The sequence below is a fragment of the Turicibacter sp. H121 genome (genome assembly GCF_001543345.1).
Lineage (GTDB): Bacteria > Bacillota_I > Bacilli_A > MOL361 > Turicibacteraceae > Turicibacter > Turicibacter bilis.
In genome coordinates this window covers 1243585-1266951 of sequence record NZ_CP013476.1, presented here as the reverse complement: position 1 = coordinate 1266951, position 23367 = coordinate 1243585, and the positions used below count along the sequence as shown (strand labels likewise).

The 23367-nt window shown below is 34.1% G+C and carries 21 protein-coding genes, 1 riboswitch and 1 other annotated feature; of the genes, 16 read left to right on the top strand and 5 right to left on the bottom strand.

Annotated features, from left to right (window positions below):
• The first annotated feature begins 4 nt into the window (after nucleotides 1–4).
• From recF to AT726_RS13010, 8 genes are all read left to right on the top strand, one after another.
• Nucleotides 5–1141: a DNA replication/repair protein RecF gene (gene recF / locus AT726_RS06130; RefSeq protein WP_055276619.1), complete on the top strand. Its 1137-nt coding sequence runs from the start codon at nucleotides 5–7 to the stop codon at nucleotides 1139–1141.
• The gene (gene gyrB / locus AT726_RS06125) at nucleotides 1107–3029 is read left to right on the top strand and encodes a DNA topoisomerase (ATP-hydrolyzing) subunit B (protein ID WP_068759245.1); all 1923 of its coding nucleotides are present in this window, start codon (nucleotides 1107–1109) and stop codon (nucleotides 3027–3029) included. Before recF ends, gyrB begins: the two co-directional genes overlap by 35 nt.
• Before the next feature lie 34 nt (nucleotides 3030–3063).
• A complete protein-coding gene (gene gyrA, locus AT726_RS06120) occupies nucleotides 3064–5553 on the top strand; it encodes a DNA gyrase subunit A (protein WP_068759244.1) in 2490 nt (829 codons plus the stop codon).
• A 103-nt stretch (nucleotides 5554–5656) separates the two neighbouring features.
• Nucleotides 5657–5892, top strand: a binding site (T-box leader).
• Nucleotides 5893–5958: 66 nt separating this feature from the next.
• Nucleotides 5959–7233 carry a serine--tRNA ligase gene (serS, locus tag AT726_RS06115; protein WP_055243388.1) on the top strand — a complete coding sequence of 425 codons (1275 nt, stop codon included), beginning with the start codon at nucleotides 5959–5961 and terminating at the stop codon, nucleotides 7231–7233.
• Between the two features lie 442 nt (nucleotides 7234–7675).
• Complete coding sequence (locus AT726_RS06110) at nucleotides 7676–8464, top strand: MBL fold metallo-hydrolase (RefSeq protein WP_068759243.1); 789 nt, start codon at nucleotides 7676–7678, stop codon at nucleotides 8462–8464.
• Between the two features lie 11 nt (nucleotides 8465–8475).
• Nucleotides 8476–8649: a CxxH/CxxC protein gene (locus AT726_RS12555; RefSeq protein WP_070099762.1), complete on the top strand. Its 174-nt coding sequence runs from the start codon at nucleotides 8476–8478 to the stop codon at nucleotides 8647–8649.
• Nucleotides 8650–8802: 153 nt separating this feature from the next.
• Entirely contained in the window at nucleotides 8803–9282 is a 480-nt protein-coding gene (gene rlmH, locus AT726_RS06105; protein WP_055243386.1) for a 23S rRNA (pseudouridine(1915)-N(3))-methyltransferase RlmH, read from the top strand.
• A gap of 228 nt (nucleotides 9283–9510) precedes the next feature.
• Complete coding sequence (locus AT726_RS13010; protein ID WP_201023085.1) at nucleotides 9511–9768, top strand: hypothetical protein; 258 nt, start codon at nucleotides 9511–9513, stop codon at nucleotides 9766–9768.
• A gap of 312 nt (nucleotides 9769–10080) precedes the next feature.
• Here the strand turns inward: AT726_RS13010 and AT726_RS13005 are convergent, their stop codons facing one another.
• The 3 genes from AT726_RS13005 to gltS form a co-directional block, all read right to left on the bottom strand.
• Complete coding sequence (locus AT726_RS13005) at nucleotides 10081–10875, bottom strand: ISL3 family transposase (protein WP_201023084.1); 795 nt, start codon at nucleotides 10873–10875, stop codon at nucleotides 10081–10083.
• 27 nt (nucleotides 10876–10902) lie between these two features.
• On the bottom strand, nucleotides 10903–11457 hold the full coding sequence (locus tag AT726_RS13000; protein WP_201023083.1) for a transposase family protein: 555 nt from the start codon (nucleotides 11455–11457) through the stop codon (nucleotides 10903–10905).
• Nucleotides 11458–11557: 100 nt separating this feature from the next.
• Entirely contained in the window at nucleotides 11558–12661 is a 1104-nt protein-coding gene (gene gltS, locus AT726_RS06090) for a sodium/glutamate symporter (protein WP_082704888.1), read from the bottom strand.
• A 378-nt stretch (nucleotides 12662–13039) separates the two neighbouring features.
• On the opposite strand from gltS, the gene AT726_RS06085 reads away from it, so the two are divergent.
• Complete coding sequence (locus AT726_RS06085; protein WP_068759242.1) at nucleotides 13040–13858, top strand: pentapeptide repeat-containing protein; 819 nt, start codon at nucleotides 13040–13042, stop codon at nucleotides 13856–13858.
• Nucleotides 13859–14205: 347 nt separating this feature from the next.
• Here the strand turns inward: AT726_RS06085 and AT726_RS06080 are convergent, their stop codons facing one another.
• Nucleotides 14206–14640 (bottom strand): hypothetical protein, encoded by a 435-nt coding sequence (locus AT726_RS06080; protein ID WP_055245133.1) that lies wholly within the window; start codon nucleotides 14638–14640, stop codon nucleotides 14206–14208.
• 245 nt (nucleotides 14641–14885) lie between these two features.
• Between AT726_RS06080 and AT726_RS06075 the strand changes: the two genes are divergently transcribed.
• The 7 genes from AT726_RS06075 to AT726_RS06045 all read left to right on the top strand — a co-directional run bounded on the left by AT726_RS06075 (nucleotide 14886) and on the right by AT726_RS06045 (nucleotide 21984).
• Entirely contained in the window at nucleotides 14886–15242 is a 357-nt protein-coding gene (locus tag AT726_RS06075) for a hypothetical protein (RefSeq protein ID WP_055245132.1), read from the top strand.
• 112 nt (nucleotides 15243–15354) lie between these two features.
• On the top strand, nucleotides 15355–16347 hold the full coding sequence (gene bsh / locus AT726_RS06070) for a choloylglycine hydrolase (protein ID WP_055245130.1): 993 nt from the start codon (nucleotides 15355–15357) through the stop codon (nucleotides 16345–16347).
• Nucleotides 16348–16670: 323 nt separating this feature from the next.
• Nucleotides 16671–17240, top strand: coding sequence for a metallophosphoesterase family protein (locus AT726_RS06065; protein WP_237297224.1), 570 nt, complete (start codon nucleotides 16671–16673; stop codon nucleotides 17238–17240).
• Nucleotides 17241–17437: 197 nt separating this feature from the next.
• Complete coding sequence (locus tag AT726_RS06060; protein ID WP_055245279.1) at nucleotides 17438–17785, top strand: zinc ribbon domain-containing protein YjdM; 348 nt, start codon at nucleotides 17438–17440, stop codon at nucleotides 17783–17785.
• A gap of 446 nt (nucleotides 17786–18231) precedes the next feature.
• Nucleotides 18232–19602, top strand: coding sequence for an RsmF rRNA methyltransferase first C-terminal domain-containing protein (locus AT726_RS06055; protein ID WP_068759241.1), 1371 nt, complete (start codon nucleotides 18232–18234; stop codon nucleotides 19600–19602).
• A 133-nt stretch (nucleotides 19603–19735) separates the two neighbouring features.
• A riboswitch (purine riboswitch) is annotated at nucleotides 19736–19837 on the top strand.
• Between the two features lie 218 nt (nucleotides 19838–20055).
• Nucleotides 20056–21408 (top strand): uracil-xanthine permease family protein, encoded by a 1353-nt coding sequence (locus AT726_RS06050; protein WP_237297223.1) that lies wholly within the window; start codon nucleotides 20056–20058, stop codon nucleotides 21406–21408.
• Nucleotides 21409–21984 carry a xanthine phosphoribosyltransferase gene (locus AT726_RS06045; protein ID WP_068759240.1) on the top strand — a complete coding sequence of 192 codons (576 nt, stop codon included), beginning with the start codon at nucleotides 21409–21411 and terminating at the stop codon, nucleotides 21982–21984. It begins immediately after the preceding gene.
• Nucleotides 21985–22031: 47 nt separating this feature from the next.
• Here AT726_RS06045 and AT726_RS06040 read toward each other — a convergent pair whose 3' ends face one another.
• Nucleotides 22032–23213, bottom strand: coding sequence for an SAM-dependent methyltransferase (locus AT726_RS06040; protein ID WP_055276602.1), 1182 nt, complete (start codon nucleotides 23211–23213; stop codon nucleotides 22032–22034).
• Nucleotides 23214–23367 lie beyond the last annotated feature (154 nt).

The following is a 23367-nucleotide window of genomic DNA, read 5'->3' as shown; positions in this document are numbered from 1 at the left end:
ATCATTGTTTATCAATCGATTGTCACTTAAACAGTTTAGAAATTATCAAGATGCTTGTGTAGAGTTTAAGAAGAATATCAATATCATCATCGGAAATAATGCACAAGGAAAGACGAGCTTGATTGAATCAATTTACGTGTTATCGACGACAAAGTCGCATCGAACAAGTAAAGATTCACAGCTGATTTTATTTAATGAAGACTTTGCCCGTATTGAGGCAGATATTACGCGAGAACGGGATGATTTGCATTTATCTTTAGTTATTTCTAAAAAAGGTAAGAAGGCAAGTTATAATGGAATCGATCAAAAGAAATTAAGTGAGTATGTCGGTAAGCTTATTGTGGTGATGTTTGCACCTGAGGATTTATCGCTAGTTAAAGGTGGACCACAGTATCGTCGACGCTTTATGGATATGGAGATTGGACAGTTATCCCCAACTTACTTATTTCATTTAGGACAGTATTCGAAATTGTTAAAGCAACGTAATGAGTTATTGAAACAGCTTCGTATGAATCGCTCGAATGATTTGCTTTTAGATGTCATTACAGAGCAATTAGTGCCTCATGCGGTTTATGTGCTAAATAGTCGGATTGAGTTCTTAAAGAAGCTTGAGAGTTTTTCGAAAAAAGTTCATGGTGAGATTTCAAATCAATTAGAAGAAATAGGTTTAGATTATATCAATTCATTTAAGAACCTTGAGTTAAATGAAGAAACAATTTTACAGAAATATAAAGATTTATATGATCAGGATATTCAATTAGGATCAACTAGTTTAGGCCCTCATCGAGATGACTTTAGTGTTTCAATTAATGGTGTGAATACACATCAGTTTGGCTCACAAGGTCAACAACGAACAGCTTCGTTATCGATGAAGTTAGCTGAAATCGAGTTGATTTATTCTGTTTTAAATGAGTATCCCATTTTATTGTTAGACGATGTTTTAAGTGAATTAGATGATGCACGTCAAACACAGCTATTAAATACGATAAAAAATAAAGTTCAAACCTTTATAACGACAACGAATATTGATGGAATCGATGAAAATGTCATTGAACTGGCTGATATTTTTACCATTAATAACGCGAAGATTAGGATAGGTGATAAGAATGACGCAAGAAGTATCGAAAACACAACAGTATGATGCTAGTAATATTCAAGTATTAGAGGGTCTTGAAGCGGTTCGTAAGCGCCCTGGGATGTATATCGGTTCAACAAGTGGCCGTGGATTACACCATTTAGTTTGGGAAATTGTTGATAACTCAATCGATGAGGCATTAGCTGGATACTGTACAGAAATTAATGTTGCAATTACTGAAGATAATGAAATCATCGTTAAAGATAATGGACGTGGGATTCCAGTTGATATTCATAAACAAACTGGAAAATCAACAGTTGAGACAGTTTATACGGTTTTACATGCCGGAGGAAAATTCGGTGGTGGCGGATATAAAGTTTCTGGGGGATTACATGGTGTAGGTGCCTCTGTAGTAAATGCCTTATCTGAACACTTAGAAGTAACAGTAAGTCGTAATGGTAAAAAGTATTTCCAACAGTTTGAAAAAGGAAATCCAATTGATGAATTACACATCATTGGTGAATCTGATTCTACTGGTACTGAGGTTAAGTTTACACCGGATCCAACTATTTTCACAGAAACGACAGTTTATGACTATGATATTTTACGCAACCGTATTCGTGAGTTAGCCTTTTTAAACAAAGGATTAAAAATTACATTAGAAGATCTTCGTTCAGATAAACCACAACGCCATGAGTTCCATTATGAAGGTGGAATTAGTGAGTATGTACGCTTCTTAAATAAGAATAAAGAAGTCATTCATGAAGAAGTGATTCATGTTGAAGGTGAGCGCGATGGAATTAGTGTTGAAATCGCGATGCAATATAATACAGGTGTAGCTGGAAATATTTATTCGTTTGCGAATAACATTAATACGCACGAGGGTGGAACGCATGAAGCGGGATTCCGTGCCGCATTAACTCGTATTATTAACAGTTATGCGAAAAAATTAAATTTATTAAAAGGTGACGATACATTAATCGGGGAAGATATTCGTGAAGGATTAACAGCGATTATTTCTGCGAAGCATCCAGATCCACAGTTTGAGGGACAAACAAAAACGAAGTTAGGAAATAGCGAAGTTCGTCGTATTGCGGATAATATTTTCTCTGAAGGATTTGAACGTTTCTTGATGGAGAATCCACAAGCAGCTAAAATCATTATTGATAAAGCATTAATGGCGGCTCGTGCTCGTATGGCTGCAAAACGTGCGCGTGAGATGGTACGTCGTAAGTCTCCACTTGAATCATTAGGATTTAAGAGCAAGTTAGCCGATTGTCAGTCACGTGATGCGAATATTTCTGAATTATTTATCGTCGAGGGAGATTCTGCCGGAGGATCAGCAAAACAAGGTCGAGATAATAAATTCCAAGCAATTTTACCTCTTCGTGGTAAGGTTTTAAATGTTGAAAAAGCTCGTATTGATAAAGTTTATGCGAATAACGAAATTAAAAGTATGATCCATGCGATTGGAACAGGTGTTGGAGATGAATTTGATATCGAGAAAGCTCGTTATCATAAAGTGGTTATCATGACCGATGCCGATGTCGATGGAGCACATATTCGTACGTTATTATTAACATTCTTCTACCGTTATATGAGACCTTTAGTAGAGCATGGGTATGTCTATATTGCGCAACCTCCTTTATATAAAGTTTCTCAAGGAAAAAAGGTAGAATATGCTTATGATGAAAAACAATTAGAAGAGATTATGTCTAGTTTAGCAGCAACGCCTCGTCCAAATGTTCAACGTTACAAAGGGCTTGGAGAGATGAATGCTGAGCAGTTATGGGAAACAACAATGGATCCAGAAGTACGTACATTATTACAGGTTACTCTTGAGGATGCTGTTGAAGCTGATGAAATTTTTGATATTTTAATGGGTGATCGCGTAGAGCCACGTCGAGAATTTATAGATGCTAATGCTAAATACGTTAAAAACCTAGACTACTAATTTGAAGCAATCACATCTATAAGGAGGAACGAAAATGTCTGCATATGATCAAATTAAACCGCATAATATTGCTAAAGAGATGAGAACTTCATTCATCGATTATGCGATGAGTGTTATCGTATCACGTGCCTTACCAGATGTTCGTGACGGGTTAAAGCCTGTTCACCGTCGTATTTTGTATTCGATGAATGATTTAGGGATGCACAGTGATAAGCCATATAAGAAGTCTGCTCGTATCGTCGGGGACGTTATTGCCAAATATCACCCTCATGGGGATTCATCAGTTTATGATGCAATGGTACGTATGGCACAGGATTTTAGTTATCGCTATCCATTAGTAGATGGACATGGAAACTTCGGTTCAATTGACGGTGATGGAGCGGCCGCTATGCGTTATACTGAAGCAAGAATGTCTAAGCTTGCGATGGAAATGATGCGTGATATCAATAAAAATACGATTGATTTCCAACCAAACTTTGATGGTGAAGAACAAGAACCTATCGTTTTACCTGCTCGTTTTCCAAGCTTATTAGTCAACGGGACAACAGGGATTGCTGTTGGGATGGCGACTAATATTCCACCACATAACTTATCTGAAGTTATTGATGGATGTTTAGCTTATATGGATAATCCTGAAATTGATGTTTTAGGATTAATGCAATTTATTAAAGGACCAGATTTACCAACAGGTGCTTTAATTTTAGGGACAAAAGGAATCCGTTCGGCGTATGAAACGGGGAATGGATCAATCATGATGCGTTCAAAATGTGAAATTGTTGAAGGTCATGGTGGAAAATATTCAATTTTAGTCACTGAAATTCCTTATCAAGTGAACCGTGAGCGTTTGATTGAAAAAATCGCGGAATTAGTTAAGGAAAAACGTTTAGATGGAATTACAGACTTACGTAATGAGTCAAACCGTGAAGGAACACGTATTGTTATTGAATTACGTAAAGATGTTAATCCACAAGTGATGTTAAATAATTTATTTAAATTAACTCAATTACAAGTGTCTTATGGAATTAATATGTTAGCACTTGTAGATGGACAACCTAAAGTTTTAAACTTAAAAGAAATTATTGCGGCATATATCAAACACCAAGTTGAGGTTATTGTTCGTCGTACGCAATTTGATTTAAATAAAGCGGAAGATCGTGCTCATATCTTAGAAGGGCTTCGTATTGCCTTAGATCATATTGATCGTATTATTGCGATTATCCGTGGTTCATCTACAGATGAAGAGGCATTAAATTCATTAATGTCTGAATTCTCGTTATCTGAACGCCAAGGGAAAGCTATTTTAGAGATGCGTTTACGCCGTTTAACAGGATTAGAGCGCGGTAAAATCGAAGAAGAATATCAAGGGTTAGTCGCATTAATTGCTGATTTAAAAGATATTTTAGCGAACGAAGACCGTGTTCATGCGATTATCCGTGAAGAGTTGTTAGAAGTAAAACACAAACATGGAGATGAGCGTCGTACAGAAATCGTCCGTGGATCTGACTTTGATATTGAAGATGAAGATTTAATTCCAGAAGAACAAGTCATCATTACATTAACAAATAATGGTTATATTAAGCGTCAGCCAATCTCAACATATCGTTCACAAAACCGTGGTGGACGTGGTGTTCAAGGAATGGGAACACATGATGATGATTATGTTAAGGAATTATTATCAACATCTACTCATGATCATTTATTATTCTTTACAAGTAAAGGAAAAGTTTATCAGAAGAAAGCTTATACAATTCCTGAGTACGGTCGTACAGCTAAGGGATTACCAATTGTTAATATTATTGAGATTGCCCAAGATGAGTACATTAGTGCAATCATTCCTGTTAAAGAATTTAATGATAAAGAATTCTTATTCTTTGCGACTCGTTCAGGGGTTGTAAAACGTACGATGTTATCAGCATTTGGTCATATCCGTACCAATGGTTTAATTGCTCTTTCTTTACGTGAAGATGATGAGCTAATTGGTGTCAGAAAAACATCTGGTAACGATGATATCATTATTGCATCAAGTGGTGGAAAAGCAGTTTGGTTTGAGGAAACTGAAGTTCGTCCGATGGGACGTACAGCTGCCGGAGTCCGTGGTATCTTCTTAGAAGAAGGAGAAGTAGCAGTAGGAATGGAAATGGTCACAATGGATCAGGAGATTTTAGTTGTTACGGAAAACGGGTTCGGTAAACGTACTTCAATTCAAGAATATCGTAAAACAAAACGCGGTGGAAAAGGTGTTAAAACATTAACGATTACAGAGAAAAACGGGACATTAGTAGCCATGAAGGCTGTAAATGGTGATGAAGATTTATTAATCGTGACAAATAAAGGTGTTATTATCCGTACACCAATTCATCAGATTTCTCAAACGGGGCGTGCAACACAAGGGGTTAAATTAATTCGTTTAACAGATGATCAATTAGTATCAAGTGTAGCAGTTGTTGAACATGAAGAGGCTGAGGAAAGTGTTGAAGCTGACACAGTGGCTAAGGAAACTGAAACAACTTCAACAGAAGAATAGAATGGTTACATACAAATAATTAGGTCTTATGCGCATATAATTAGAAACACGATATATACTAATATTGACAAAAAAAATAGTTAATGCTATATTACAATTAAATAAAAAAGCATTGATTAGGAGTAGTACTTTTTACTTGATAGCATAGAGAGTCAGTGGTTGGTGGAAACTGATGTATGAGTAACTAGAAATCAACCTAGGAGTGGAATGAAGAACACAATGATTAGTATTCATTCACGGTCTAACCGTTATCTTTGTAAGTGGTCTCACTTAAATGTTCCACGTGGAACGCTTAGTGAACAACTAGGGTGGCAACGCGGGTTAAATCTCGTCCCTAAATTAGGGACGGGATTTTTTTGTTTTCTAGAACGACTAATCAAAATCAATTAATAGGAGGAAATACACATGTTAGATTTAAAACGAGTACGTGAAGATTTACAAGGTACAATTAATCGCTTAGAAACACGTGGTGGAGATTTCAGTTATTTAAATAAAATTACTGAGTTAGATGAACAACGTAAGAACATCATTTTAGAAGTAGAGCAATTAAAATCAAATCGTAATGAAGTATCTAAATTAATCGGACAATATAAACGTGAGAAAAAAGATGCTTCTGAATTATTAGCTCAAATGAATGGTGTTGGAGAAAAAGTTAAAGAATTAGATGAACAATTACGCAACATCGATGAAGAAATCAAAAATCTTTTATTAGGTACTCCAAATGTTCCATGTGGAACAATTGCAGTTGGTAAAGATGAAAATGATAATGTTGAAATTCGTAAATTTGGAGAACCAACTAAGTTTGACTTCGAACCAAAAGCACACTGGGATTTAGTAACTGATTTAGATATTATTGATTTTGAACGTGCTGGAAAAATTACAGGAAGCCGTTTTGCTGTATATAAAGGGTTAGGAGCTCGTTTAGAGCGTGCTTTAATTAGCTTTATGTTAGATTTACATACAGGAGATCATGGCTATACTGAGATTTTACCTCCAGTTATCGTTAATCGTGCAAGTATGACAGGGACTGGACAATTACCTAAGTTTGAAGAGGATGCATTTAAATTAGTGGATACTGACTACTTCTTAATTCCAACAGCTGAGGTTCCAGTTACAAACTTACACCGTGATGAGATTTTAAACGCTGAACAATTACCAATTAAATATACAGCATATAGTCCATGTTTCCGTGCAGAAGCTGGTTCAGCTGGTCGTGATACTCGTGGTATTATCCGTCAACATCAATTCAATAAAGTTGAATTAGTTAAGTTCGTTAAACCAGAAGATTCTTATGAAGAATTAGAAACTTTAACAGCAAATGCTGAAAAAGTATTACAATTATTAGGATTACCATACCGTGTCATCGAATTATGTACAGGAGATATCGGATTCTCTGCTGCTAAAACATACGATATCGAAGTGTGGTTACCATCTTATAATGAATATAAAGAGATTTCTTCTTGTTCAAACTTTGAAGATTTCCAAGCCCGTCGTGCAAATATTAAATTCCGTCGTGATGCAAAAGCTAAACCTGAATTCGTTCATACATTAAATGGTTCAGGGCTTGCAATTGGACGTACAGTAGCTGCTATTATTGAAAACTACCAACAAGCTGATGGAAGCATTGTTATTCCAGAAGTATTACGTCCATACATGCGTAATTTAGAAGTTATTAAATAAGCATTCCATAAGAAAAAGAGTACCTTAGGTACTCTTTTTCTTATGGAATTCACTAGGACACTCTATCTTTAATTAAAATATTAGTATAATATATCATTTAAAGTGAGTAATAAGGTAGATTATCTTTTCGTTTGCTACATTTGCCAGTATTCCTATGTAATGTGGACATAACAGACAAAGAAGTGATATGATTTAACCGTGTGTATGTTTATAATCAAATGATTAGAGTTTTAAGTGATGAGTATCGAATCCCTTAAGTTTTTATTAATCATCATAAGTGGTTATCTTTTATGAGATAGTCTTTCTTTTTTTATCAAATTGATGCTTAATAGGGGTTTGTACTGGATTCATCATGATAAAAATGTTAAAATGAATAATCGAAATAAAAAAGGCTTATTTGGAGTATAAAAAAAGTTTTTTGAATAGAAGAACAGGTGATAGAATGAGAATCTGTGTATTGTCGAGTGGAAGTGTCGGAAATGCAACGATTATTGAAACGGAACAGACAGCAATTTTAATTGATAATGGGTTATCGTTAAAAAAATTACAGGAATTGATTAAAAAAAGTGGATTTGATGAAAATAGAATAGAACATATTTTAATTACTCATGAGCATGGTGACCATATTAAGGGTGTAGGGGTTTGTACTCGTAAGTGGAAATTAAATGTTTGTGCAACGGCAAAAACGATTGATGAGATGTATCGTAAAAATATTATCAAACCAGGTTTTGAACAGACGACAGCGGTTGAAAAAAATGTTTGGTTCGATCTAGGGGATTTATCGATTATGCCATTTAGAATTTCTCATGATGCGGTTGATCCGGTAGGTTATATGATTAAGCAAGGTGAAAAGACGCTTGTTTATGTGACAGATACCGGATATATTACGGGTGATATTTTAAAAACATTAGGAAATGCAGATGCCTATATTATGGAGACGAATCATAATGTAGAGATGCTTCAGATGTGTAATAGGCCATGGTCGTTAAAACAACGTATTTTAGATGATTGTGGTCATTTATCAAATGAAGATTCAGCGTATGCGATGAGTCAGTTAATTGGGGAAAAGACGAAACTTATTTATTTAGCTCATTTAAGTCAGGATGCTAATTTACCTGATTTAGCAGAAATGACAGTTCGTCATATTTTAAAAGAAGAAAATGTTGATTTAAGTAAGTTAAATTTACATATGACGTATGCGATGCATCCATCGAAAGTGATTACGTTATAGGAGGAATAGGCATGTACAGTTGTTTAGAACATATTGAAGAGTCAATGGATCGTTTTTTAGATGAGTATGGAAAGTTACCAATTTTAGTTGAAGTAGAAATTGAACATAAATGTGAGCACTGCGATCAAGTAGCCGTTTATAAAGTGATTGAAGGTATGATGGTCGAAGATGAGGATGAGCTATAAAATCTAGAAAAGTTAGACTAATCATACTGAATAATAGGTTCTAATCTTCGCAGAGATTCTAGTATAATCTCTGCGAAGATTTTATAATAGATAACAATAAAAAATTCCCTGATTAAATGAGGGAATTTCTTTTCATGTATTGGAGGTTTTTTAATGAATATTACAATTATTTCAGTCGGAAAGATTAAGGAAAAGTATATTAAGCTAGGGATTGAGGAGTTTTCTAAACGTTTATCTCGTTATTGTAAGTTAACAATGGTTGAAGTTCCGGACGAAAAAACGCCTGATAATGCGTCAGAACGTGAAATGGAACTGATTAAAGATAAAGAGGGAAAACAAATTTTAAATAAAATTAAAGATAATATGTATGTGATTGCGATGGATTTACAAGGTGATATGAAGACATCTGAGCAATTTGCTAAACAGTTAAGTCAATTAGCTTTAAGTGGAGATAGTAATGTGGCTTTCATTATCGGTGGTTCACTTGGTTTATCTGACGAAGTGAAAAAACGTGCGAATTATAAATTATGTTTTTCTAAAATGACATTCCCTCATCAATTATTTAAGTTAATTTTATTAGAACAAGTCTATCGTGCCTATCGAATCAATAATAACGAACCGTATCATAAATAGAATAAATTAAAAAATACTTCAATTGATTATGTTAAATTTTAAACGAATTTATTCATCCATTGAAGTATTTTTTTGAATTTTTATAAGAGAATCAAAGAGGATTGAAATAAAGGATAAACTAAAATTTTGTTTTAAAAATGTTGAGTCCTAAGATAAAAACTTTCAATAGGAAGTTTATTATCGTATTCTATTAGAGACGGAACATATTGTGGATTGGGTTTATGAGGTGTGAATCAGTTAATAGAAGATTTAACGTGGAAAGATAACCATAAAAGTTTTAGAGCTGCTCAACTTTTTTCTAATTTAGCTATAAGTGATCATGAGAAAAGAATGTTAGTTGATTTTGCTAAACTATATGACGTGGCTAAAAATCCTAAATTTGTGATGGCAAGACATAGTTTGCAAAGAATTTGGCAAGTTGTATTAGCCGGTGAAGAGCAAAAAGATATGATTATGAATCATTTGATTGAGGGTTTTAAAAGTTGAACAGATGAAAAAAATTATACTTTAATTCGATTTGATATCGTGAATGGCTTCAAAAATCTATCTGTTCATTTGAATGACGAAGAAATAAAACTAAAGGCATTAAAATTAATTAAATTAGAGGAAGAGATTAAGTATAGAAAGAAATATACAAGGATATGAAATGAAAAGAGACGTTAATTTCGATAAAAATGAAGCATAAGAGAGTGTATCTATTCTGATACAGTCTCTTTTTTATTTGGAACTTTGTCAAATAGTGTTGCTGATTAAATGGTGACCTGCTTACAATGAATAATTAAATGGAAATCCTAGTGGCTAATCTGCTAGGATTTTTCTTTTTGGTTTGGTTAAGTTTTGAATCATGAGAATACGGGATTTAATTACCCTACTAGTGGAGGAAACATGCTTCGCATGGCAGGTGACCCAATGATAGAAACTACGATAGCCAAAGGCAATACGCTTAATCACTTTAATTTTGTTATTGATTCCTTCAATCGGACCATTGGTGTATGGCGTTGTGAGCGTATTTTTAATGTAAGATTGATACATTTTAAAGGTTTGAAAAGCGGTTTGAAGTTCAGGAGAGATAAGAGGGTGTTCTACTTCAAGTAAGTGATTGAATCGATCTAAGTTTTTTGTTTGAAGAGCGAAAAGTAAGTCTTGATAAAGATCATAAGTCGATTTTAGCTCAGGAGATAGATCGAGTAGAAAGTTTAAGATATCAATTTCTCGCATCGGTTGTTTGAAACAGTAAACCGATCGATAAGTGGTGGTATTGAGCAAGGTATGAGATTTTAAAAATAATCGCCAATAACGTTTAAATTTGCGACTGTGTTTTTTGAATTGCTTCATGAATCGAACCCTCGTTTTATTCAACGCACGGGAGATATGTTGAACTAAATGAAATTTATCAAGAATAATTTTGGCGTGAGGAAAAAGCTCCTTAATCAAGCTAATATAAGGGGCGTACATATCAATCACAATATGTTTAACACGAGAACGTGCTTCTTCAGTATACCGTTTAAAATAAGCCTGAAGAGAGCTTAAACGACGATCTTCAACAATATCAATGATTTGTTTCGTATCAGCATCACAAAAGATAAAGGACATGTGACCCATTCCCTAGCAGTGGAGGATTTATGCTTCGCATGCCAGGTGACCCTCAGCAGACTTAACCGATTTAAATTCATCAAAACAAAGGTTTTCAGGAAGGTAATTAAAGTTGAGAGATTGAGATTCATAGAAGCTATGAATGATGCGATTAACTGTTGAATGAGACACTTGATGACGACGGGCAATATCGTATTCAGAGATTTTATTTTGAGCCTCTAACGCAATCGCGTGTTTGGTGTTGTAAGAAATATAACAGTTCTTTTCAACGATAGAGGTTTTTAGTGTGAATGTGGAATGACAATGCCCACAAAAGTAACGTTGTTTCCTTAAGTCTAAATAAGTATCGTGTAACGATACTTTGGGGATCACTAAACGAGAAGTTTTGAACCCATGCTTTTTAAACTTTGAATCGAAAAGGGTCCCACAGTGTTCACAATGAGTGGGGTGATAAGATAAAATTCCTTTAAAAATAAAGCTAGTCACACCATTTAATTTCACTTCCTCAAGATAATCTTCCGGGAATGTAATGTTTTTATCTTTAATATTTAAGAGTTTTCTAGTAAAATATGAGTGAGACATCAAATTCAATCCTTTCAATATTGTTTTAGCCGATAACATTGTAACAGGATAGAGACGTGATGTCTCTTTTTTTTATGCCATGAAAAAAGGCGTTGCTTAGTCAGCAACACCAAATATTATAGAACCCCATATTAGCAATAGCATTTGGTGTGGCTCCCATTCCAAACCCACAGGTTGCAGAGGCAAAGACAGCTCCTTCGTAATTTTTTCCCATGATACGGTAGGTAATAAAGTAGGCAAATAGTCCAACTAATACAACTTGAGCGATAAGCATCACAAGTAGTGGTAAAGCTAAATCGAGTAGTTGCCATAGTTTAAGTCCCATTAATGCCATCGTTAAGAAAAAGGATAGTGAAAGACCACCAATTGTCTCGATTTCTTTTTCATCAATTGATCGTCCTCTGAAATCAAAGAAGTTTCTGATAGTAGCTGCGACTAACATTGCACCAATGTAAGATGGGAAGGTGAATCCTGATTTTTGAATCAGGTCTGAGACAATTGAACCGCTTCCCATTGCGATAAATAAGAAACAAGATGCATTCATTAATTTTTTAAATGATAAAAGATTATGATTCTCTTCATTATAGTCTCCCATTTCTGTTGGAGGTGTTGATGATGATTCATGACGAACTGTTTTTAATTGATGTCTAATAATTAGGTTACGGGCAACTAATCCACCAATAATGCTTCCCATAATTAACCCAAAAGTTGCGGAGGCGACAGCGACCGTTGTTGCTCTAGCAACCCCCATCCCTTCAAGCATCGGTCCAAATGATCCAGCTGTCCCATGTCCACCAATCATAGGAATGGATCCCGTACAAAGACCGAGTAAAGGATTTAAATTGAAGAGTGAAGTTAGTATGATACCGATTGTATTTTGTAAAGTGACTAGTAATGCAGCAAGACCAAGGAAGATTATAACCTGTTTACCTCCTTGTTTTAAAATTTTAAAGCTAGCGGTGAATCCAATACTAGTAAAGAAAGCAGTCATAAATAAATTTTGTAAACTCATATCTAGATTAATCGTTGCTAAATTCGTTTCATGTAGTAATAAAATGAATAAGGCAAAAATAAATCCTCCAACAACTGCAGGTGGAACGCAATATTTTGATAAAATTGAGAATCTATTTCTCGTATATCGACCAAGATAGAAGACGATAGAAACTAATGCCATCGTTTCATAGATGTTTAAATTAAGCTCCATATAGCATAGTATCCTTTCTATTAGATATAAATTTTATCTACTATTAGTATAGTCATCTTTTATTATATCAAATGTTTATCTCAGATAATATGAAGGATGAGCTTATGAATTCTTCAGGGTATTTTTCATTTTTCAAAACTATATTAAAATGATTTTAATCAATCGGATGTATAATCGTAGAATATTTTCTTTAGAACGGATAAAGGTGATGTAATTAGAATTAAAATTACTCAAAAATCAAAACAGTGAATCGATGATACTGTATTGCCAAGTTAAGCTTAAAATTGATAACTTGTACGATGCGTACAGGGTATTTTTTATGTTTACGAAAAATAAGGTGTCTGATAAGCTAGTAAGTATAGATAGGAGTGGAGTTGGATGTTACGTGAAAAAGGATATGATGAGGCGTTATTTAATCATTTAAAGATTGATTGTTCGAAGTGTTTTGGTCTTTGTTGTGTGGCATTGTTTTTTTCGAAGTGCGATGGGTTTCCAACAGATAAGGTAGCAGGAAAACCGTGTTTAAATTTAAAGGATGATTTTAGTTGTTACATTCATCAAAACCTTCGTAATCAAGGGCTTAAAGGTTGTACCACGTATGACTGTTTTGGAGCAGGTCAGAAGGTGGCGCAAGTTAATTATGAAGGTTTGAGTTGGAAGGAAAATTCAAATGTTGCACAACAGATGTATGATGATTTTCTAATAGTTAGACAGCTCCATGAGATGATGTGGTATTTAACAGATGCTTCAACGTTCATTTTACCTAAAGAATTAAAAGAAAAGTTGCATCTGCTGATAAAAGAAACAGAAAAATTAACGGAGGAGCCTACGATCGTAGAGGTGGATGCTTATCGTTTGAAAGTTAATACATGTTTAAAAGAAGTACAGGCGTATGTCAGTCAAAAAGTAGCAGGAAATCAAGTCATTTCAGGATTTGATTTTATCGGAAAAAATTTAACGAGAAAATCTTTGAGAGGGGCTAATCTTGCGGGTTCATTATTAATTGCAGCTAATTTACGACATACGGATTTATCGGGCGCTAATTTAATTGGAGCTGATTTACGTGATGCTGATATTCGTGATGCGAATTTAGCGGACTGTTTATTTTTAACGCAAATTCAGGTGAATTCAGCAAAAGGAAACGCAGCAACAAAATTACCTAGATGGATTGTTCGGCCGAGTTATTGGGAAAAATAGTAACATTTTATTAAATGCTACTATTTTTTTAGGACTATTATTTTATTTAAGTACTTTTTTATTGAAAATGTATAGTGTCACTGGTGAAGCTATTCCAATTGGAGATGGACGAAATCATTTTGATGCCGTATGTGGGTAAATGACTGTTGTTGATGGACACCGTCATGATTTCTTATTCAAAACTGAAATGGATGCCTCTTTAGTTTAATTTTATCAGCCCTTTGTAGGTAGGAAGCATAGTATTTTAATTTTTGAAACTGAAAGCTACGTTGAATGAAAAGAACCTATTATTCTTAAAATAATAGGTTCTTTTTAAGTTATTTCATCAGTTAATAGGTATTTTTTTATTATAGGTAATATCTTAGCTCATGAACTAAGTTGTCTTCAATTTTAATTAATTGGTGAACGATTTCTTTTACATCATCTTGTGAATTAGGGTATTGATTTAAATATCTAGAGATAGATTTAATTCCCATATTACAACCTTCTGTTATAATATCAGCTATCTTTTCATCAACATCACCCGTAAGTAGTTTTAGATTGGTACTCATCCAAGACATAGCTTTAGCGATAGTACTTGGTTCCTTATCTTTATCATGAAATTCATTTAGTTTTTGATGTGTTAAATTTCCTAATTTTTTGTGTTCTTCAAGAGAATTTTTTAAAAGTGTTATTAATTTTTCATTTTTAGCTTTATTGATGACTTCATCTAAGCTCTCAACTGCCATTTTGATTCCTGCATTACATTCGTTCAAAAGTTTAATAGTATCTTGTGTTGGCATGATGTCACCTTCCTTTAAATATAAAATTATTGTTTGGAATTTCATTAACTTTTATTCTATAGGTTGGATAAGGGGGATCATAAAAAAGTGGGACAAATAATTTGTCTCACCTTTTTTGGTTCTTCATTTAAATTTTTATTAACATCTATTTAAAACACAGCGTTAAATTAAAAAGATTGGTTAGGAATAAGTACCCTTTTATATCCATTCGAATACTATGTTACTAGAAAGGAGTAGGATAAAGCATGAATTTAGAAGAGAATAGCTATCAGCAAGATTCTAAGCAATGGCAGGATAAGTGCAATCGTTTATTATATTATCATGTTGTCTTAACCTTGAAAGATGGAAATACTGTTGATGGAATTATTGGACGTGTTGACGATGATCAAGTCATTGTGTTAGTAGGTGAAAATGTCATAGAAGATGAGAGCCGCTTTGGGAGACCTCTAGGTGGTGGAGGAGGAAGATTCCGACGCTTTGGACCAAGAGGATTTCCTTTTGCTAGCATAGCAGCCTTATCATTACTAGCTTATCCATTCTTTTTCCCGCCATATCCTTACTATTATCCATACCCTTATCCGTATCCATATTATCCTTATTAATAAGTGTAATGAAGTAGATGTCTATTTAGGAGTTAGAGCTAGTATTTTATGACTATAATATTGGCTCTTTTTTAATGTAGTTTATTCTAAATAAGAGAAAGGGTGAAATAAGGTGTGTACAGCCATTACATTAAAAACAAGCGAAAATCATCATCTTGTTGGACGGAATTTTGATATTCACCCAATGAATGATTTATCAGTTGCTTTAGTTCCACGAGAATTTGAATATGTAAATCGTGTGACGAATGAAGAAATGAAAACGAAATATGCAGTTTTAGGAATGGGATTATTTTATGAAAATCATATTCTTTTTTGTGATGGAGTAAATGAAAAAGGATTATCTTGTCTGATGTTACAATTATCTAAGTTTTCTACTTGGAGTCATAAAATCAGGAAGGATAAGGTCAATATAGCCCCATATGATGTAGCTTTTTGGGTTTTATCTAATTTTTCAACGATTTCTGAATTAATGGAAGGTCTTAAACAGTTAAATATTGTGGCTCTTCCTGATGATCAAACGGCATTATCGACAGAAATTCATTGGCTTGTTAGTGATACGAGTGGTCAATCGATCGTCATTGAGCGAACAAGAGATAAGTTAACAGTTTATAATAATAAGGTAGGCGTTTTAGCAAATTCTCCAACCTTTGATTGGCATTTAAATAACTTAGATTGTTATATTAATGTCAAATCAGAGCAGCCAGAGGAAACTAAATGGGGACAACAAATGTTATCGCCTTATTCTAATGGCTTTGGTACGATTGGACTTCCTGGCGATTTTTCTTCTCCGTCACGATTTGTAAAGGCTGCTTTTTTACGAAATCATGTGAACGTTGGGGAAGGTGATGAATCAGCAATTAGTGAATGCTTTCATATACTAGATAACTTTGTTGTACCACGTGGGGTGGTTGAGACTCCAAAAAGAAAAGAGTGTCATTTGACTAAGTATAGTGCATGTCTTTGTTTAGAGACTCAATTATATTATTATAAGACCAGCAGTAATCAGCAAATTCAAGTCATTGATTTAAACAAAGAAAATTTAGATGCTAAAGGATTAAAACTATTTCCTTATCCAACAAGATTAACAGTCCATGATCAGAATTAGAAAAATCATATCAAAAGATATGATTTTTTTTGCTATAAATTAAACTTTTATATACCAAAGGGGGAACAGCTATATTGATGAATGATTTTCTGTCTTTTGTAAAAGTGCCATACTGAGTTAAATAAGAAGGAAGATGTTAGAGGGACACTTGTCCATAATTTTTCATGATAAGAGAATAAATAGATAGAATATTGAGTCTTTAAGAATTGCTTATGAGGGGGATGTTGTTATGTTAGGTTGTGGAAAACGGGCAAATTTTAATTGTTATAAAGGTCTTGGAAGGATGAAAATTTTTATTTATACTAGATGATAAAGAAATGATGATGAGTGATTATTATGTTATTGATGAAGTTATCCACAACTTAGATTGTTTCATCGAGTGGTTTGGAAAAGTTTCAACTGAGGATTATTTTGTCTTATATCTAGTTATTTCAGAAAGGATGATTTTAATGAAAATTGGAGTGATTTCAGATACGCATAATGTTTTAAGAGATGATGTGTTAATCTATTTAAAAGAATGTGATTATATTATTCATGCTGGAGATGTTTGTAAAGAAGAGATCATTGAACGATTAAACGAGATCGCAAACACGTTTGTCGTACGTGGAAATAATGATAAATTTGAGGGCTTGCCTGATTATTTAGAGCTTGAGATGAATGAGTTGTTAATTTACGTGGTTCATGATAAAAAAGATATTCCTAAACATGTGGATAACTTTGATTTAGTGATTTATGGGCATTCTCATAAATATGAATATGAAGTGAAGGATGGGGTGGTCTATTTAAATCCAGGTGGTTGTGGACGACGACGCTTTTCCTTGTCATTGACGATGGCTATTGTTACGATAGAAGATAAGGAAATAAAGGTGACACGAATTAATCTTGAAGATTAATAAAAATTTAGATTTATCATACAATCAAAAATTTTATTAATGAATTAAGGATTTAACGATGATTAAGATTCATTAAGGTCGTATATTCTAATAAAGGATTAAGATTTAATGATTCAACTGTAGAGGCAACTTTGAAAAAAGTTGTTTTTTATGATATGATAATGACTTATGAGAGTCGTTAGAATGGAGGAATAAAGATGTCAGCTTTACCAAATTGCCCTAAATGTAATTCAGAATATACATATGAAGATGGAAGCATGTTAGTTTGCCCAATGTGTGCTCATGAATGGAGCCCTGCTGCTGAGGCAGAAGCTGCAGAAGCAAACGTAATCCGTGATGCTAATGGAAACATCTTAGCTGATGGAGATACTGTTACAGTTATCAAAGATTTAAAAGTTAAAGGAAGTTCTTCAGCTATTAAGCAAGGAACTAAAGTTAAAGGAATCCGTTTAGTTCATGATTCAGCAAATGGTCATGATATCGATTGTAAAATTGATGGATTCGGAGCAATGAGCTTAAAATCTGAATTTGTTAAAAAAATCTAGCTAAAAAGACGTTCAAAATGAACGTCTTTTTAATTTGTAAGATAGAACTTATTTAAAGGAGATGCTAACTAGTCATTAAAATCGCTGAAGTAACTAATAATAGAATAGCTTATTTAACGGGATGGGATTGACGGGGAAATCGAAAAGATCTGACTCATATCGACTGAGTGCTATAAATGAATTTGTGGATAACCATTTTTAGAGCAGTTCAGTATTATCCACAAGGTACAAGCGTATCACATAGGAAGAGATTATGATTTTAGTTTTCTTATCCACAGCAGGAGAGCGGTCATAGGGGAGATAACTATCCAGGATAATAATCTGTTTTTATAATGCAGAAAAAAATGCATTAAATCTCGATAAATTTATAAAGAGTAGTTGTTTAAAGACTTCGTCTTTTGTACTATAATCCATAGATAGAGTTAAAGATGAAAGGATGAATCAAAATGTCGTTACCAAAAGACTTTTTAGATAAAATGCAGACGTTACTTAAAGAGGAGTATGAAGCGTTTATTAATAGCTATGAACAAGAGAAGTCTCTTGGGCTACGTGTTAATACATTAAAAACAACATTAGACCAGTTTGAAACATTAAATAAGTTTGATTTAAAATCAATTCCATGGGTCCCTGAAGGTTATTTTTATCAGCAAGCTGACCGTCCAGGTAAACATCCTTATCATGAAGCAGGTGTTTATTATATTCAAGAACCGAGTGCGATGTCAGTTGGGACTTTTGTTGAAGCTGTACCAGGTGAAAAAGTACTAGATTTATGTGCAGCTCCAGGTGGAAAAAGTACACATGTGGCTTCTCAGTTGCAGCAAGAAGGATTGTTAATCACGAATGAAATTTATCCACAGCGTGCTAAAATTCTTTCGCAAAACATTGAGCGCATGGGAATTAAAAATGCAGTTGTGGTTAACGAAAGCCCACAGAAATTAGCAAAGCATTTCCCTTCATATTTCGATCGTATCGTTGTTGACGCGCCATGTTCAGGAGAAGGAATGTTTAGAAAAGATGAAGTGGCACAAGAAGAATGGAGTTTAGAAAACGTTCGAATTTGTGCAGATCGTCAAGCTGATATTTTAGAAGAGGTTGCTACGATGTTAAAACCAGGCGGACGTATTGTTTATTCAACTTGTACGTTTGCACCAGAAGAAAATGAGCAAGCAATTGGCGCGTTTATTGAATCACATCCCGAATTTAAAATTGAATCGATGAAAGCTTATGAGGGCTTTAAACCGGGACGTCGTGAATGGTCAAATAGTGAGGCTGAAGGCATTGAAGAAACTTACCGTTTATGGCCACACTATATCCATGGGGAAGGACACTATGTTGCTGTATTACGAAAAACAGAGAATGCTGAGTTTAAAGAGCCAAAACGTCAGTATGTGAAGCCATTAAATGATAAGAAGAAGATTCAAGAATTTTTAATGTTCGCGAAAGTTGCATTAGTTGAAGTTCCTAAAGGGGATTACGTGTTATTCGGTGATCAATTATATATTGTTCCAGAGGAGATGCTAACCTTTGATAAATTAAAAGTGGTTCGTGCTGGGTGGCATTTAGGAACAATGAAGAAAAATCGTTTTGAACCTTCACATGCCTTGGCGTTATCATTAAGTCCACAAGACGTGAAGCATTCTATCTCATTTGCAGCAGATAGTGATGAAATTCGTGCTTATTTACGCGGTGAGACAATTCCTTTTGAAGGAGAAAAGGGATGGTATTTAATTTGTGTCGATGGTTACTCACTAGGATGGGCTAAACTTGCAAACAATATGTTAAAGAATCATTATCCAAAAGGATTACGTTGGAATTAATCATATTTAAAAGCCACCTTAATGATAGAGGTGGCTTTTCATTTTTCTATGAAAATTGAGATAGCTATTTACAAAAAAAATTAATAAATATGGAAATTCATTGTAATTTTAAGAACAACATAATATAATAAAGTGGTAAAAATGAATATAGACTCGTATATACCTGGTAATATGGACTGGGCGTTTCTACCTGCAAACCGTAAAAGTGCGGACTACGAGGCGTTGTTGGATGATTTTTTGATATATAATTTTTTATTATATATCTATTCGCGCAGCACCTCGTTTTAAAATGGGGTGCTGCTTTTTTTATAACTACTTGGCCATAAGTAGGTAAGTCCAGATAAATTTTATCTGGACTATAGTTAGCCTTGAATTAAAAAAGGCCTAGGAACTGAGGATAATTTTTCATAATGTAGACTATTTCTCTGTTTCTATTAGAAAAAGGAGTGTATGATGAAGATGAGTAACAAAGAACAAATTGGGAGTCAAACAAATTTAATTTATGGAGTCGATGATAATCCGACGGTTGGAAAGAAAGTTTTATTTGGATTGCAACATATTTTTGCAGCTTTTTCAGGAATTGTCGTCGTCCCACTTGTTATTTCAGGAGCATTAGGATTTGATAGTGCCATGACCACGTCACTAATTAGTGCTTCAATTTTAGCAGCCGGTCTAGCAACTATTATTCAAGCTTATGGAGTAGGGCCTGTTGGGGCTCGCGTGGCTTGTATTATGGGAACAGATTTTACGTTTGTGTCTCCTGCGATTTCAGTAGGATCAACGTTAGGAATGGCTGGTATTGTTGGAGCAACGATTTTAGGTTCATTATTTGAAATTATTTTAAGTTTCTTTATTAAACCGTTAATGAAGTTATTCCCACCAATTGTAACAGGAACAGTAGTTTGTTTAATTGGATTAACGTTATTACCAGTGTCTATTGACTGGGCAGCTGGTGGAACGGGTTCAGCTGATTATGGAAGTTTATTAAATATCTCTATTGCGATGTTAGTTTTAGTTGTTACACTATTATTAAATCGTTATGGTAAAGGAATGATTAGTAGTGCTTCTATCTTAATTGGGATGATTGTTGGTTATGTGGTTTGTATTCCATTTGGGATGGTTGACTTTACAGCAGTAACAGAGGCAAGTTGGTTTGCGATTCCTAACATTTTGGAGTATGGAATCATTTTTGATTGGAAGGCTGTTTTAGCATTTATTCCTGCTTATTTCGTAACGACGATTGAAACAGTCGGATGTTTAAAAGCCATTGGAGAAACATCTGATGTTGAAATGACAGATAAAAAAATTGGGGCTGGAATTTTAGCTGATGGTTTTGGTAGTATTTGTGGTGGATTAGTAGGGTCATTCTCTAATACATCATTTAGTCAAAATGTTGGTTTAATTTCTTTAACGAAAGTTGCAAGTAAGCATGTAGCAGTAATGGCAGGTATTTTACTTGTTTGTTTAGGGCTATTCCCTAAGTTAGCAGGTGTCATTAATGGAATTCCACAACCTGTTTTAGGCGGGGTTGGACTTGTGATGTTTGGTATGGTGGCTGCAGCTGGAATTAAGACATTAAGTCGTGTTGAGTTAACAGACCGTAATCTTTTAATTATTGCAACTTCAATGGCATTAGGTTTAGGTGTAACGTTCCGCCCAGAGTTTATTTCGGGATTACCTGAAGCGTTACAAATGATTTTTTCATCAGGAATTTCAACAGGAACGATTGTTGCATTAGTTTTAAATTTAGTATTAAAAGAGACTCAAGTGAGTGCAGAAAAGTTAAAAAAAGTGGAGGTTGCTTAGGTGAAAGCTTTAAAACAACGAATTTTAAATGATGGAATGGCATTAAATGAGACAGTTCTAAAGGTAGATTCTTTTTTAAATCATGGGGTTGATGCTCATTTAATGTATAACATCGGAACTGAGTTTAAGAAATATTTTGAAAATCATGGAGTGACTAAAATCTTTACGATTGAAAGTTCTGGAATTGCACCGACGGTTATGACAGCAATGCAAATGAACTTACCGATGGTGACATTAAAAAAACAAGCATCTAAAATTTTAAAAGGTGACGTGTATCAAACAACAGTTCATTCTTTTACAAAAGCAACAGATTATGAACTAACATTATCTAAGAAATACATCTCAGAAGATGATCATATTTTAATTATTGATGATTTCTTAGCCAATGGTGAAGCAGCTTTAGGTGCGATTCGCTTAGTTGAAGAAGCGGGAGCAAAGGTAGCGGGAATTGGAATTGTTATTGAAAAATCATTCCAAGCAGGACGTCAATTATTAATCGATAAAGGATATGACGTGTATTCCTTAGCACGTGTAAGTAAATTAGGTGAAGGAATCATTGAATTTATAGAAGAATAAAAGCAAAAGCGAGACTCTTTGAGTTCTCGCTTTTCTTATTTATAAGATTACTTCTCATATAAGTAATCCCGTGTGAGTGGAAGATGATTATTTACTCCTTTAGTAAATACAATTTGGTGAAGATCAATGACACCATTATTAAATGAGGCAGCACAAGAACATAAGTACATTCGCCACATTCGAATAAAGCGTTCATCGAATTTTTTGCTAATTTCATCAATATGGTCTTCGAAGTTTTTGTACCAATGAAGAAGTGTCATGCGATAGTGAGGACGTAAGTTTTCAACATCTATGACATGGAAGTTATAGTCAGCAGACAAAGAGATGATTTCGCGTAAAGATGGAATGGTTCCACCAGGGAAGATATATTTTCGAATCCATGCATCTCCCTCACCTTCTTTAACCCCACTAATGTAGTGAAGAACGAAAATTCCTTCCGGTTTTAAAACAGCATTGACGTTTTTTAAGAATAGGTCGTAATTTGTACGTCCGACATGCTCAAGCATTCCGACACTAACGATTTTATCAAATTGTAAGTTAGAATGCTCAAGATCACGATAATCCATTAATTTGACTGTCAAGTAATCTTCTAGTTGTTCGTTTTTAATACGTTTAGAGAATTCATTGAATTGCTCTTGGCTCAGTGTAATTCCAACACCTTTAACTTTATATTTTTTGGCTGCTGTAATTAAAAGACATCCCCAACCGCAACCGATATCGAGTAGGGATTCACCTTCTTTTAATTGAAGCTTGGCAAGAAGATGATCGATTTTATTAAGTTGTGCTTGATGTAATGACTCATCTTCATGTTTGAAATAAGCACATGAATAACAAAGTGTATCATCGAGCCAAAGTTTATAAAAATCATTTCCAATATCATAGTGAGAGGAAACCTCTTCTTTTTGCTTAGCTTTTGCTGTACTATTATGAAATAATTTAGGAAGGGCCTTAAAATCTGTCGTGAAGTGATCAATATGCTTTAAGATGGCATCTAGCGCTGTATAAAGGTCACCTTCAATCTCAATTTTTTTATCCATATAGGCTTCACCAAGTGCTAAAGAGGTACTTGTTAATAGATCTTTTTGATTAATTGGTTCACGAATAAAAACTTTAAAGACCGGTGCTCCCTCACCAATTGTAAAAATCTCATCATCCCAAAATTGAACAGTGAAGGGAACGCTATTGAAATTTTTAAGTAAATTTTTAAGAATAATTTTATCGAATGCCATTAACTCCATCCTTTCGTTTATCATAAAATATTCAATTATTTTTATTATTTGCCACAAACTTAATTTTTATAATAAACCTGAATTATTCATGACCATTCAAAAAAAGCTGTGGACAAACTAAATTTTAGTCTAAACCACAGCTTTTTATCGTTTT

Excerpts from the sequence above, each read along its gene's own strand:
- gyrB (WP_068759245.1), top strand. The coding sequence starts at position 1,107 with ATGACGCAAGAAGTATCGAAAACACAACAGTATGATGCTAGTAATATT.
- gyrA (WP_068759244.1), top strand. The coding sequence starts at position 3,064 with ATGTCTGCATATGATCAAATTAAACCGCATAATATTGCTAAAGAGATG.
- serS (WP_055243388.1), top strand. The coding sequence starts at position 5,959 with ATGTTAGATTTAAAACGAGTACGTGAAGATTTACAAGGTACAATTAAT.
- AT726_RS06110 (WP_068759243.1), top strand. The coding sequence starts at position 7,676 with ATGAGAATCTGTGTATTGTCGAGTGGAAGTGTCGGAAATGCAACGATT.
- AT726_RS12555 (WP_070099762.1), top strand. The coding sequence starts at position 8,476 with ATGTACAGTTGTTTAGAACATATTGAAGAGTCAATGGATCGTTTTTTA.
- rlmH (WP_055243386.1), top strand. The coding sequence starts at position 8,803 with ATGAATATTACAATTATTTCAGTCGGAAAGATTAAGGAAAAGTATATT.
- AT726_RS13005 (WP_201023084.1), bottom strand. The coding sequence starts at position 10,875 with ATGTCCTTTATCTTTTGTGATGCTGATACGAAACAAATCATTGATATT.
- AT726_RS13000 (WP_201023083.1), bottom strand. The coding sequence starts at position 11,457 with ATGTCTCACTCATATTTTACTAGAAAACTCTTAAATATTAAAGATAAA.
- gltS (WP_082704888.1), bottom strand. The coding sequence starts at position 12,661 with ATGGAGCTTAATTTAAACATCTATGAAACGATGGCATTAGTTTCTATC.
- AT726_RS06085 (WP_068759242.1), top strand. The coding sequence starts at position 13,040 with ATGTTACGTGAAAAAGGATATGATGAGGCGTTATTTAATCATTTAAAG.
- AT726_RS06080 (WP_055245133.1), bottom strand. The coding sequence starts at position 14,640 with ATGCCAACACAAGATACTATTAAACTTTTGAACGAATGTAATGCAGGA.
- AT726_RS06075 (WP_055245132.1), top strand. The coding sequence starts at position 14,886 with ATGAATTTAGAAGAGAATAGCTATCAGCAAGATTCTAAGCAATGGCAG.
- AT726_RS06065 (WP_237297224.1), top strand. The coding sequence starts at position 16,671 with ATGAGTGATTATTATGTTATTGATGAAGTTATCCACAACTTAGATTGT.
- AT726_RS06060 (WP_055245279.1), top strand. The coding sequence starts at position 17,438 with ATGTCAGCTTTACCAAATTGCCCTAAATGTAATTCAGAATATACATAT.
- AT726_RS06055 (WP_068759241.1), top strand. The coding sequence starts at position 18,232 with ATGTCGTTACCAAAAGACTTTTTAGATAAAATGCAGACGTTACTTAAA.
- AT726_RS06050 (WP_237297223.1), top strand. The coding sequence starts at position 20,056 with ATGAAGATGAGTAACAAAGAACAAATTGGGAGTCAAACAAATTTAATT.
- AT726_RS06040 (WP_055276602.1), bottom strand. The coding sequence starts at position 23,213 with ATGGCATTCGATAAAATTATTCTTAAAAATTTACTTAAAAATTTCAAT.